Here is an 11,437-nt window from a genome sequence, read left to right as displayed (position 1 = left end):
TCTTGCATGACCTCTGCTATCGCCCCCGCCCCCGCTGGCCGCCTCTGGCGCTTCGGCGACAACATCGACACCGATGCCATGGCTCCCGCCGTGCTGATGAAATCGCCGCTGCCCGTGCTGGCCCGGCATTGCCTGGCCTCGCTGCGCCCGGAGTTCCCCGGCAGCGTGCAAGCCGGCGACGTGCTGGTGGCTGGAGCCAACTTCGGCATCGGCTCCTCGCGCGAGCAGGCGCCGCAGGCGCTGCGCGAGCTGGGCGTGGGCGCCGTGGTGGCGCAGTCCTTCGGCGGGCTGTTCTATCGCAATGCCATCAACCTGGGCCTGCCGGTGCTGGTCTGCGCCGACACCAGCCGCCTGGCCGACGGCGCGCACGCGGTGCTGGACCTGGCGACGGCACAGCTGCGCCTGGACGACGGCAGCCTGGTCGCGTGCGAGCCCATCCCCGACTTCCTGCGCGCGATCCTGGCCGCCGGCGGGCTGGTGCCGCACCTGAAGGCGCGCCTGGGCAAGGGCTGAGCGAACCTCAGCGCGCAGGCGGCGGTGCCGCCGCGCGCAGCAGGGCCAGCGCCTCTTCATCGCTGGTCTGGGAGAAATCCAGGTAGAAGGCGCCAACCGCGCCGAAGCTGGGGGGCGTGTTCAGGCAGATCACCTCGTCGGCCGCGGCCGACAGGCTGGCCAGCCCCTCCTCAGACCCCACCGGCGTGGCCGCCACCACCCGCGCCGCCCCGGCCATGCGCACGCCTTCAAGCGCGGCGCGCATGGTGGCGCCGGTGGCCACGCCGTCATCGACCACGATCACCGTGCGCCCGGCGCGCGCCGGCACCGGCGCACCGCCGCGATAGCGCCGCTGGCGCCGCGCGATCTCGTCGAGCTGGCGGCCGCGCTCAGCATCGAAGCTGCCGCTTTCCACGGCGCGGCGCGCCCAGGGATCGTCATTGACCACCGTGTGCGGGCCGCCGCCGCCGGCATCGCCCTCCACCACCGCGCCCAGCGCCAGCTCGGGATAGCCGGCAGCGCCGATCTTGCGCACCAGCAGCACGTCCAGTTGCGCGTCGAGCGCGCGCACCACCTCGAACGCCACCGGCACCCCGCCGCGCGGCAACGCCAGCACTAGCGCGGGCTGGCCCAGTTGTGCGGCGCCGAAACCCAGTTCGGCCAGGCGGCGGCCCAGGTACTGGCCAGCCTCGCGGCGATCGGCAAAGCATGGTGGCAACGACATGGCACGCTCCGGAAGGTCAGCGGCACTCAGGCCCACGCTGCGCGCAAGGCAAGCGGCGCAGGCAACCCTCAGCCAATATAGACCCTGCCGCGGACGGCGTTGGCGCAAGTCGCCGGCGGCACCCGGACGCGCGCAACACCCGGCGAGCCGCCCCGATTGGACGCGATTGCGCAACAGTGTGTTCAGGCTGTGGTGGCTGACTGCGCCGCGCTGCAGCATTAGGATGGCTGCACGCGTTGACAACGCCGATCCGCAGTTGCCGGGTGCAGTGCCCGGCCCTTGAGAATGAGCCTGACATGACTTCGCCATCCAACACCCGCGCCCAGCTTGCGCGCCCCGACCACCAATCCGCCCCCGAAGCCGGCCCCCTGGCCGCGCCCGACATCCCGTTCGGCTCGCTGGAAGCCGCGGCGATGGCCGAGCTGCCCTACACCTTCCGCCCGGCCGGCACCTGCACCCGCTACTACAACGAGTTCTTCGGCTGATCCGCGGGCGGCGCGCCCGCCCCCATCACGGTCTCGCATAGCGCGGCCAGCCGCGCGGCCATGTCGCGCGCCGCGGCCGGCAAGTCCGGCTGCGCGTGCAGGCTGAGCTCGACGTCGGGCACCGCGGCGGGCCAGCCGTCGTCCTCCAGCACCTGGTGCTGGGCCGTGGCCAGGCGCCGCGGCAGCAGGGTGACGCCCAAGCCGTCGGCCACCGCCGCCAGGATGCTGGCCAGGCTGGCACTGACAAAGGCCACACGCCAGCGCCGTCCGCCGGCGTCGAGCGCGTGCGTCATCTCGCCGCGGTACAGCCCGCCCACCGGAAACGCCACCAGCGGCACCGGGTCGCGCGCCACCGCCGGGCGGCTGCGGCTGTCGATCCAGCACAGGGGCTCGGGCCAGCTGGCCAGCCCCGGCGCCTGCCCGACCCGCTGCTTGACCAGCACCAGGTCCAGTTCCCGGTCCTGGAAGCGCTGCCACAGCTCATGGCTCATGCCGCTGGTCACCTCCAGCCGCATGCCAGGCCAGTCATCGGCAAACCCGGCCAGCACCGGCGTCAGCGGCCGCGCGGCAAAGTCCTCGGGCACGCCGATGCGGATCTCGCCCTGGCCCGCGCTCTGGCGCAACTGCCCCACCGCTTCGGCCATCAGCTGCTGCAGGCGGCGCGCGTAGCCCAGCAGGCGCTCGCCCTCGGGCGTGGTGGTGACGTAGCGGCCGCCGCGGTCCAGCAGCACGCAGCCGAGCTGGTCTTCCAGCCGGCGCACCTGCTGGCTGACCGTTGACTGGGTCAGGTGCACGCGCTGCGCGGCGCGGGTAAAGCTGCCGCTTTCCGCCACGGCGACAAAGCTCTGCAGCAGCACGGGATCGAGGCGAGGGTCCTGCATGGCCGGTTATCCATTGGTTTTTCCACTGCCGGCGATTTCATCATTTAATTTCCCAATTACCAAGCCCCGGCGTACAGTTGCCACGCTGCCCGGGCCCGCGTCCTGCTGCTGCCGGGCAAGCCCCTCAAAGACCCATGCCGCCCTGCTCGCGAGCATGCACTCACTTTTTTTTGCCAACCATGACCACTCACCAGGAATTCATGCGCGAGGCGGTTCGCCTTGCCGCGGCCAACCGTGACCGTGGCGCGCGCCCCTTCGGGGCCGTGCTGGTGCTCGATGGCGAGGCTGTCGCCACCGGCGTCAACGACATCGTCCACAGCCACGACCCCACCACCCATGCCGAGATGGAGGCGGTGCGCGCCGCCGCGCGCAAGCTGGGCCGCCCCGACCTGCGCGGCAGCGTGGTCTATGCCAGCGGCCACCCCTGCCCGATGTGCCTGGCGGCGATGACCATGGCCGGCGTGCAGGCGGTCTACTACGCCTTCGACAACCACGATGCCGCGCCCTACGGCATGTCGAGCGAGGCCGCCTACCAGGCGCTGCGCCTGTCGCTGAACCCGCCGCCGCTGCCGCTCACGCGGGTGCCGGTCGATCTCTCTGCGGCGCAGCTCTACGGCCCGCGCGCGCCCCGTGGCTGAGGGCGCGCGCGGCGCCACCCCGCGCTGGCTGGTGCTGGCCGCAGTCGCCGGCATCGGCCTGAACCTGCGGCCGTTCCTGACCGCGGTGGGGCCGCTGGCCCCGGCCATCCGCAGCGGCACCGGCCTCAGCTACCAGGGCATGGCCTGGCTGACCTTGCTGCCGATGCTGCTGATGGGCGTGGGCGCGTTCTTCGGGCCGGCCATCCGCGAGCGGCTAGGCGCGCGCACCGCGGTGCTGGGCGCGCTGGCCTTGCTGGGTGCCGGCTGCGCGCTGCGGCTGGGCGTGGCGGACGGCACCTGGCTGATCGCCTCGGCCGCGCTGTGCGGGCTGGGCGTGGCCGTGGTGCAGGCCGCCTGCCCGGGGCTGGTCAAGCAGGAGTTCCCGGGGCGCGTGGCGCCGGTGATGGGGCTGTACTCCGCCGCGCTGATGGGCGGCGGCGCGCTCGGCGCGCAGCTGTCGCCCTACGCGACGGAACTGGCCGGCAGCTGGCGCGATGCGCTGGCGCTGTGGGCCGTGCCTGCGCTGGCAGCATTGGCGCTTGCCTGGGTGGCGCTGCCGCGCGCCGCGGCGCGCGGCCCCGGGGTGCCGGCAAGCCGCCCGGCGGGGGCAACGCGCGCGCTGTTGCGGCGTCCGCGCACCTGGCTGCTGATGGCCTGCTTTGGCGTGATGAACGGCGGGTATGCGTCGCTGGTGGCATGGCTCGCTCCGTTCTACCAGGACCACGGCTGGAGCGCTTCGGCGAGCGGGTCGCTGGTGGCGCTGATGGCGGTGGCGCAGGCCGCCGCGGCGCTGCTGCTGCCGCTGCTGGCCGCGCGCAGCCTGGACCGCCGCGCCTGGATGGCGCTGGCGCTGGCCATGCAGGTGGCGGGCTTCGGCGGACTGGCGCTGTGGCCCGACGCCGCGCCGCACGCGTGGGCCGTGATCGGCGGCGCCGGCCTGGGTGGCTGCTTTGCCTTGTACCTGGTGGTGGCGCTGGACCACCTGCCGGACCCCGACAGCGCCGGCGCGCTGAGCGCCCTGATGCAGGGCGGCGGCTTCCTGCTGGCGTCGCTGGCGCCCTGGATCACCGCCATGCTGCACGAACGCACCGGCGGCTTCGCCGCCGGCTGGTGGTACCACCTGGCCTGCGCCGCGCTGGTGGGCGTGCTGACCATGCGCCTGGACCCGGCGCGCTATGGCGTGTCGCTTGCGCTGCCGCCGGTGCGCGCAGTCGCCGCTCAGTAAGCTCAGTAAGACTTGTAGGGCAGGAACTTGCCCGACATCTCGATGCGCACCCGGTCCCCGTTGGGATCGGGCTCGCGCTGCAGGTCCATGCGGAAGTCGATCGCGCTCATGATGCCGTCGCCAAACTCTTCATGGATCAGCGCCTTGAACGTGGTGCCGTACACGCTGATGAGTTCGTAGAAGCGGTAGATCAGCGGATCGGCCGGCACCTGCGTCGGCAGCGAGCCCTTGTACGGCACCTCGCGCAGCCAGGGTTCGGCCTCGGGCGGCAGGCCGAACACCTCCATCACCGCGCGCGCGCCGGCGGCGTCGAATGCCATCTGGCCCAGGCACGCCGCGGTTGTCCATTCCTTGCTGCGGCCGACGCGTTCGGCCACCTGCGCCCAGGCAATGCCGCGGGTGACCTTGGCTTCGATGATGAGGTCGGTGACGTCGCTGCGGTTCATGCTGACTCCATGACAGTGGTTGGTTGGATGGAACCACTCGGACTGCCACGGCGGCAGGGTGGTCATATCACCCCGGCGTCAGCCCATGTCAGCGTGTGAGCGCGGGTTCGACGATGGCCGCGGCATCCGCGGGCGCCATCTCCTGCGGCAGCGCGAACAACGCCGCGGCGGGCGGCGACAGCCCCTGCAGCCATTGCAGGGCAAGCACGATGAGCATGACCGGCATGACGCCTCCTTCAAGCACACGAGGCCACTTCCGATTGGTATAGCCCATGGCGCAAGCTTCATGCCATTTCCGCCCCACCGATTTGCGCGACTGAACGCACCGTGATGGCGCCGTGACGCTGCCAGTGCACCCCCCGCCGGGCCATGCCGAGGCATCGCGCACCATCGCGGCGTACCCGTTTCTGCGTGCCCGGCCAGCCGCCCACAAAGGGTGCAGGGCCCGCTCCGGGGCCTGTTGCCTTGCGAGAATTATTTCCCGTGTAACGTCACATTACCTCCGACCCGGCACGCGCAGACCACGCCATGGGCCTGCCGCAATGCGCGCAACGCCTTGATACGCAAGGGCTTCCGGGATGCCGCGCGCCCGGCGCAGGCCCGCGCCAGCAGCACAACCCCATGTGAGACAGCCTTACAAGTGCAAGCACGCGCTGCGAGGGCGGCTCGCTACATTGATGCCATGTCCAACGCGAACCCGCCAGGAGTCCATATGAAACGCGCCCTCTCGCTGGTAGTGCTGCTGTCCACCACGGCCGCACTGCTGTCCGCCTGCATCGTAGTGCCCCCGCGCGGCGGCCCGCCGCCGCGCCACCACCACTACGACCGCTATTGATCGATCCAGCCGCTTCCAACCGCTTCCAACCGCTTCCAACCGCCCCAAGGAGAATCCACATGAAACCCCAGCTCCTGCTTGCCGCAGCCGTCCTCGCCACGGGCGGCGCCTTCGGACTGACCGCCCCCGCCGAGGCCCATCCGGTGGCAGTCGCCCACGGCTATGGTCATCCGCCCCCGCCGCCGCGCTATGAGCCGCACCCCGCCGCGCGCCGCGGCCAGGTCTGGGTGCCGGGACACTGGGCCGCCGCCGGCGGGCGCTACGACTGGCGCAGCGGCTACTGGAAGGCGCAGCGTGCAGGCTACCGTTATGTGCCCGAGCGCTGGGTGCGCGGCCCGCACGGCTGGGTCATGCGCCCCGGCCACTGGGCCCGCTGACGCCTCCGCGGGCGGACCTGCCGTCCGGCCCGGGCCCGCCGCCCTGCCCTCCCGGCAGGCGGTGGCAAGCCCGGTGCAGGCCGGTGCAGCCAGCGCCGCAGGGCTCATCCCGAGGTGGGAGACGCCTCTCATCCAGAAGCACTAGGCCATGCGCCCGACCTGCCTGAAAATCAGGCAGGCCTATTTCAAAAACACATATGAAAGCGGCGTTTCATGATTGGAGCAATCCGCCGCAGATATATTACCGATACCCCACGATGGGGTTAAGAACACTACTTCCAGGGGGTGTCGATAATGCTTTCTGTTTCAATGCTGCAACCAAATTAAATCCGGATGTCACATCCATGAAACCTCCTGGACCCCGCATCAGCGCGGCGTTTGCGGAACCTGGACGGGCCCGTTCTGGGGATTTTTGAAAGGATTATGTATGTCCTTTCATTCCCACCCCTACTCGTCCCAAACCGGCCCGCTTGCATTCCATTCAACCAGCCCATAAGATGAATTTAAGCCGATTTAGGAGCGAGAATCTTTCGGGTTCGGGTTCGGGTCAACCTTCCAGCAGCCGACAAGTTCCATCCAGAAGAACGGGACAGCGGAAGCATGGAAGCATGGGGGTCAGACAAGCAGCCGGTCGCCGCGGGTGACTGCTGTCCTGCAATGCCCCTCCATACGCAAAGCGCCCCGCAGTCCGCTCCCGAGTAACGGGGAGTGAAGACAATGAATGCGTTGCTGATCGAGGAGCATCCACTGCTCCGGCTCGGGCTGTTGCAGATGCTCGAAAACATCCAGGAGTCCGCCCAGGTTGCCGCCATTGCGCCCGCGGACATCGCCAGGCTGGACACCCGGCACCACAACGCAGACCTGCTGGTATTCGGCATGCCCGCCGATGTGGGGTCTGGCTGGCTGCAGCTCGAACAGGCCCGCGAAGCCCTGTCGCCGCAGCGCATCCTGATCCTGGCGGACATCTTGCCATTGCATGTGCCCAACGCGGACAGCGCCCGCGGCGTCTGCGGCTGCCTGCCGAAATCCGCTTCGCTGGCGGTGATCGAGGCGGCCATCCGGCTGGCGGTGTCTGGCGTGCAGGGGCTGCTGTTCTCGGCCGAGACCGGCTCGATGCCGTCGGCGTCGCGCTCGGCCATGCCGGCGGTGCAGTCGCTGGCCTCGGCCGCGCCGCTGCCGCTGAACCCTGCGCATGCGCTCACAGGCGAGCAACTGTCGCTGGTGGCATGCGCCGGCACGCCCGGTGCCGCGCGCACCACCGTGGCGGTGCGCGACCTCACCTGCCTGCGGCCGGGGCAGCCGCTGTCGGCCCCGGCTGCCCCCAGCGCAGCGCCGCTGGTCGAGGAAGAGCCCAGCTACGACGAAGCCGAAATGCTGAAGATCACGCCGCGCCAGTATGAGGTGCTGGTGCTGCTGGCACGCGGCTACCCGATCAAGACCGTCAGCCGCATGCTCAATATCTCGGTGGCCACGGTCAAGAGTCACGCCTGCACGCTGTACCAGCGCCTGAAGGTACGCAACAAGGGTGAAGCCGTCTATGCCGCGCTGCAACGTGGCGCGACGCTCGAGTGGGTCAGCGGCGATGAACGCTTCACGCGCGGCAGCACCGCGCGCCCGGTGGTTGCGTCCCGCACCGGCGAAGCCGCGTTCCAGGCCGCCAGCCCGGTGCTGTAATTCAGGACCTTGCGCCGCGCCCGCACCAGACGGGCCGGCGCAGGCGTCTGCCATGTGCCGAACATTGGAGGGGTCACCATGCCGGCAAGCTCTTTCCTGCCCACCGTTTCGGTGTGCATCTACACCTGCGACCATCCCGAGCAATTGCGGCACACGCTGCAATCGGTCGCTGATTCCACCATGCCGCCGCACCAGCTCATCGTCACCGACGACAGCAGCGGCTACGACACGCGCGAGATGATGCGCCGGGACTATCCGGACATCACCTACCTGGAAGGCCCGCGCCGCTCCAGGGCCGCCAACCGCAACCGCGCCCTGCGCGCGGCCACCGGCTCGCACGTGCTGTTTCTGGATGACCAGACGCTGCTGGGCGCAACCTTCCTGCAGCAGATGGCCGAGTCCGTTGCCGACGACCATCTCCGGCGCGCCACCGCCGGCTGCGCGACGCCGCTCATCCTGACCGGGACCGAGGTCTGCCAGGGGCGGCGCGGCGCTCCGCGCAAGCCGGCGTTCCTGGGCTACCCGACACTCGACTACCGCCGCGGCGAGCGCCTGTGCTCGGTGCTGTTGCACAGCGCGGTATTCCCGCGCGAGCTGTTCGAGAACCTGTCGTTCGACGAGCACCTTGCCGCCGGCTACGACGACCTGGAACTGGCCGGGCGCGCGGTGCAGGAACTCGGCTACCGCATCGAGATGGTCCCGAGCGCAGTCAACCAGCGCCTGCCATCGGTGTCGGCCGACCGGCCGTGCCCCGCCAGCGACGCCTCACGGCTGTATGTGGCCTGCCGGCGCTATGACCATGGCCCGGAGCACCCGCTGAAGACTGCGATGTTCCTGCTGTTGGCCCTGCCGCACGACCTTGCGCACCATCTGCGCGCAGCGGGCCTGCGCGGCGCCGGCACCTTCTATGACACCGCGACTTGCCTGTGGCAGCTGCTGCGCGGCCCGCGACCGGCCGGGCGCCAGGGGTCGGGGAGCGCCGGCCTCAGCGCGCCACTGCCGCGCGACTGACAGGCACGCAGGCGCGGGGAGCGTACCCATTTCTGCGCACCCCCGCCAACGCATGTGCGGCAACGCACGTACCCGCATTGCAGCGCGCGTGCCGGTGCAGTAACGCCCTTGCTCCGTGCTCCCGCTGCGCCAGCGCCATCCATGGCGCGATCGATGACGACGCCCGATGGCGGCGATGCGTACCCATTTCTGCGCGCCCCCGGCCCATCGGCAATCCACGTTCGGCAACGCACGTAGCCCGATTGCGGCACACCACGCAGACGCGATAGCTTTGCAGGAAAGCGGATTCACGCCGGCACACGGTGATGCGTGAAGCCACGGCGACCAACGGCATCACAGGCTGACGCCGGCGCCTTCCGGGCAGAAGCAGAGCCGTGCAATGGACACACCGACATGGATGCTACGAGAGGTTCCCGCCAGCCAGACCCTGTAGGCCCCGCGGGTGGCAGTGACAATGCCGGCGGGACCGGCCGCGGTGGCGTTGCAGGAGGTCCGGGCACGACAGCCCTGCGCTCCCTGCGCCTGCCACCCCTTTCGCGCCGCCAGAAGATCGTGCTGATGATGACGGTCGACCTGCTGGCCCTGCCGCTGTGCTTCGCGCTGGCCCTGCTGCTGCGCTCCGGCAATCAGGAGCTGATCGTGCAGTATGGCCTGCTGCCGCCGTTGTTCATCGCGGCCTGCACGATCCCGGTGTTCTCGTTCAGCGGCCTGTACCGGACCGTGCTGCGCTACATCGACCTCAAGGTGCTGTGGGTCGCCGGCATCAGCATGGCGGCCATGGTCGGGCTGACCTACGCCGTGTCCTTTCTCATGAACGACAGCCGGCTGCCGCGCGCCGGCCTGCTGATCTACTGGTTCATCGCGTTCGCCTACGTCGTGATCTCGCGCTTCCTGATCCGCGCCATGCTGCGGCGCACTGAGTTGTGGCGCAGCGCCCGCGGGCGCCCGACCCGGCGCGTGGGCATCTTCGGCGCCGGCGAGGCCGGCTTCCAGCTCGCCAACGCCATGCGCGCCAGCGTCGACCATGAGGCTGTGTGCTTCTTCGACGACGACCTCTCGCTGAACAACCACACCTTCACCGACCTGCCGGTGTTCCATACCTCGCGCATGCGCGAGCAGCTGCAGCGGCTGGGCATCGACGAAGTGGTGCTGGCGGTGCCCTCGCTGTCGCCGGACCGGCGCAAGCGGATCCTGGACAAGCTGCACCGGTACGCCGTGAGCGTGCGCACCCTGCCCACGCTGCTCGAGCTGGTGGACCGCAAGATCACCATGCAGTCGATCCGCGAGGTCAAGGTCGAGGACCTGCTTGGCCGGCCAGCCGTGCCGCCGCGCGAGGCGCTGTTCGCCAAGTGCACGCACCGCAAGGTCGTGATGGTGACCGGCGCGGGCGGCTCCATCGGCAGCGAGCTGTGCCGCCAGGTTGCCACGCAGCAGCCGCGCAAGCTGATCCTGTTCGACCATTCCGAATGGGCGCTGTACATGGTGGAGCAGGACCTGCGCCGGAACTTCCCCAGGGTGCCGTTGCTGGCGCGCATCGGCTCGGTGTGCGACGCCAATGCCGTGGCCGCCGCCATGCAGGGCCAGCAGGTCGATACCATCTATCACGCTGCGGCCTACAAGCACGTGCCCCTGGTCGAGAGCAACATGCCCGAGGGCATTCGCAACAACGTGCTGGGCTCGCTCACCATCGCCAACATGGCTGACCGCTTCGGCGTGCAGACCTGTGTGCTGATCTCGACCGACAAGGCCGTGCGCCCCACCAACGTGATGGGCGCGAGCAAGCGCATCGCGGAGCTGATCTTCCAGGCCGCGGCGGCACGGCCCGGCACCCGCACGGTCTTCGCGATGGTCCGCTTCGGCAACGTGCTTGGGTCTTCCGGCTCCGTGGTTCCCCTGTTTCGCAGCCAGATCGAAGCGGGCGGGCCGATCACGATCACCCACCCTGATGTGATCCGCTTCTTCATGCTGATCCCCGAGGCCTCGCAGCTGGTGATCCAGGCGGGCGCGATGGCCCGCGGCGGCGAGGTGTTCGTGCTGGACATGGGGCAGCCGGTGCGGATCGTGGATCTGGCCCGGACCATGATCGAGATGGCCGGGCTGGTGGAGCGCACCCCCAAGAACCCGAACGGGGACATCGAGGTCAAGTTCGTCGGCCTGCGCCCGGGGGAGAAACTCTACGAGGAGCTGCTGATCGGCGGCAATGTCACGCCGAGCGACCACGAACGCATCATGTGCTCCCAGGAGCCTCGCCTGGAGGAGGAGGAGCTGCGGGAGATGCTGACCCGGCTCTACGCGGCCTGCGACGCCCGCGACGAACTGAGGATCCAGACCATGGTGCAGTCGATCGTGCCGGAGTACGCCCCGTATACCTCCCTCGACGACGCCGGCCGCAAGCCGGTAGCTGCCGCCGTGCCCGCCGACAGCGGCCAGTCCATCCAGGACACGCCGGACGATGTCAGGGTGCCGCGCCAGGCCGTGCTGCGCCGGGTCGCGTCCCAAGCGCTGGGCCAGCCCGAGCTGGCCAACGAAGCGAAGCCGGTGTCGCTCTCGGGCTCGGGCAAGATGCTCTGATTCGCCACCGCCCCCAGGCGCTGCCTGCCAGACGCGACAGCCGCCTCAAAGGGCGGCTGTCGTTCGTCATTCGTGCCT

13 protein-coding genes are annotated in these 11,437 nt (G+C 69.9%); 9 read left to right on the top strand and 4 right to left on the bottom strand.

Translation table 11 applies throughout. From position 1 onward, the window contains the following. Positions 1-6 precede the first annotated feature (6 nt). A complete protein-coding gene (locus CF68_RS12770) occupies positions 7-513 on the top strand; it encodes a 3-isopropylmalate dehydratase (protein ID WP_035819240.1) in 507 nt (168 codons plus the stop codon). A 7-nt stretch (positions 514-520) separates the two neighbouring features. Here the strand turns inward: CF68_RS12770 and CF68_RS12765 are convergent, their stop codons facing one another. Beyond that, positions 521-1,216, bottom strand: a complete 696-nt coding sequence (locus CF68_RS12765) for a phosphoribosyltransferase (RefSeq protein WP_035819235.1) — start codon at positions 1,214-1,216, stop codon at positions 521-523. Between the two features lie 296 nt (positions 1,217-1,512). Here CF68_RS12765 and CF68_RS37710 point away from each other — a divergent pair, with 296 nt between their 5' ends. Then, positions 1,513-1,701, top strand: coding sequence for a hypothetical protein (locus tag CF68_RS37710; protein WP_035819233.1), 189 nt, complete (start codon positions 1,513-1,515; stop codon positions 1,699-1,701). Here the strand turns inward: CF68_RS37710 and CF68_RS12755 are convergent. Next, positions 1,680-2,582 carry a LysR family transcriptional regulator gene (locus CF68_RS12755; protein ID WP_035819230.1) on the bottom strand — a complete coding sequence of 301 codons (903 nt, stop codon included), beginning with the start codon at positions 2,580-2,582 and terminating at the stop codon, positions 1,680-1,682. The two genes, CF68_RS37710 and CF68_RS12755, sit on opposite strands and share 22 nt — an antisense overlap. A gap of 179 nt (positions 2,583-2,761) precedes the next feature. Here CF68_RS12755 and CF68_RS12750 point away from each other — a divergent pair, with 179 nt between their 5' ends. Both CF68_RS12750 and CF68_RS12745 read left to right on the top strand, forming a co-directional pair. Beyond that, entirely contained in the window at positions 2,762-3,220 is a 459-nt protein-coding gene (locus CF68_RS12750; RefSeq protein WP_084187213.1) for a nucleoside deaminase, read from the top strand. Then, entirely contained in the window at positions 3,213-4,445 is a 1,233-nt protein-coding gene (locus tag CF68_RS12745; RefSeq protein WP_035819225.1) for a cyanate transporter, read from the top strand. The genes CF68_RS12750 and CF68_RS12745 overlap by 8 nt, the downstream gene beginning before the upstream one ends. Positions 4,446-4,447: 2 nt before the next feature. Here the strand turns inward: CF68_RS12745 and cynS are convergent, their stop codons facing one another. Together cynS and CF68_RS37705 are read right to left on the bottom strand one after the other, a co-directional pair. Continuing rightward, the gene (gene cynS, locus CF68_RS12740; RefSeq protein ID WP_035819222.1) at positions 4,448-4,891 is read right to left on the bottom strand and encodes a cyanase; all 444 of its coding nucleotides are present in this window, start codon (positions 4,889-4,891) and stop codon (positions 4,448-4,450) included. An 88-nt stretch (positions 4,892-4,979) separates the two neighbouring features. Then, entirely contained in the window at positions 4,980-5,117 is a 138-nt protein-coding gene (locus tag CF68_RS37705) for a hypothetical protein (RefSeq protein ID WP_010811105.1), read from the bottom strand. Positions 5,118-5,603: 486 nt separating this feature from the next. On the opposite strand from CF68_RS37705, the gene CF68_RS38965 reads away from it, so the two are divergent. The 5 genes from CF68_RS38965 to CF68_RS12715 all read left to right on the top strand — a co-directional run bounded on the left by CF68_RS38965 (position 5,604) and on the right by CF68_RS12715 (position 11,359). Further along, entirely contained in the window at positions 5,604-5,726 is a 123-nt protein-coding gene (locus CF68_RS38965) for a hypothetical protein (protein ID WP_035819220.1), read from the top strand. 59 nt (positions 5,727-5,785) lie between these two features. Then, positions 5,786-6,103: a YXWGXW repeat-containing protein gene (locus CF68_RS12730; protein ID WP_035819217.1), complete on the top strand. Its 318-nt coding sequence runs from the start codon at positions 5,786-5,788 to the stop codon at positions 6,101-6,103. Between the two features lie 717 nt (positions 6,104-6,820). Continuing rightward, the gene (locus CF68_RS12725) at positions 6,821-7,777 is read left to right on the top strand and encodes a response regulator transcription factor (protein ID WP_035819215.1); all 957 of its coding nucleotides are present in this window, start codon (positions 6,821-6,823) and stop codon (positions 7,775-7,777) included. A gap of 78 nt (positions 7,778-7,855) precedes the next feature. Next, positions 7,856-8,788 (top strand): glycosyltransferase family 2 protein, encoded by a 933-nt coding sequence (locus CF68_RS12720; RefSeq protein WP_035819213.1) that lies wholly within the window; start codon positions 7,856-7,858, stop codon positions 8,786-8,788. Between the two features lie 558 nt (positions 8,789-9,346). Continuing rightward, on the top strand, positions 9,347-11,359 hold the full coding sequence (locus CF68_RS12715; RefSeq protein ID WP_051591516.1) for a nucleoside-diphosphate sugar epimerase/dehydratase: 2,013 nt from the start codon (positions 9,347-9,349) through the stop codon (positions 11,357-11,359). Positions 11,360-11,437: the final 78 nt, after the last annotated feature.

It is taken from the genome of Cupriavidus sp. SK-4 (assembly GCF_000611125.1).
GTDB classification, from domain to species: domain Bacteria; phylum Pseudomonadota; class Gammaproteobacteria; order Burkholderiales; family Burkholderiaceae; genus Cupriavidus; species Cupriavidus necator.
Note: the sequence above shows the minus strand (reverse complement) of the source record. Positions and strands in the feature narration are given on the sequence as shown.

Coding starts and splice junctions, on each gene's coding strand:
- CF68_RS12770 (WP_035819240.1), top strand. CDS start 7: ATGACCTCTGCTATCGCCCCCGCCCCCGCTGGCCGCCTCTGGCGCTTC.
- CF68_RS12765 (WP_035819235.1), bottom strand. CDS start 1,216: ATGTCGTTGCCACCATGCTTTGCCGATCGCCGCGAGGCTGGCCAGTAC.
- CF68_RS37710 (WP_035819233.1), top strand. CDS start 1,513: ATGACTTCGCCATCCAACACCCGCGCCCAGCTTGCGCGCCCCGACCAC.
- CF68_RS12755 (WP_035819230.1), bottom strand. CDS start 2,582: ATGCAGGACCCTCGCCTCGATCCCGTGCTGCTGCAGAGCTTTGTCGCC.
- CF68_RS12750 (WP_084187213.1), top strand. CDS start 2,762: ATGACCACTCACCAGGAATTCATGCGCGAGGCGGTTCGCCTTGCCGCG.
- cynS (WP_035819222.1), bottom strand. CDS start 4,891: ATGAACCGCAGCGACGTCACCGACCTCATCATCGAAGCCAAGGTCACC.
- CF68_RS37705 (WP_010811105.1), bottom strand. CDS start 5,117: ATGCCGGTCATGCTCATCGTGCTTGCCCTGCAATGGCTGCAGGGGCTG.
- CF68_RS38965 (WP_035819220.1), top strand. CDS start 5,604: ATGAAACGCGCCCTCTCGCTGGTAGTGCTGCTGTCCACCACGGCCGCA.
- CF68_RS12730 (WP_035819217.1), top strand. CDS start 5,786: ATGAAACCCCAGCTCCTGCTTGCCGCAGCCGTCCTCGCCACGGGCGGC.
- CF68_RS12725 (WP_035819215.1), top strand. CDS start 6,821: ATGAATGCGTTGCTGATCGAGGAGCATCCACTGCTCCGGCTCGGGCTG.
- CF68_RS12720 (WP_035819213.1), top strand. CDS start 7,856: ATGCCGGCAAGCTCTTTCCTGCCCACCGTTTCGGTGTGCATCTACACC.
- CF68_RS12715 (WP_051591516.1), top strand. CDS start 9,347: ATGATGACGGTCGACCTGCTGGCCCTGCCGCTGTGCTTCGCGCTGGCC.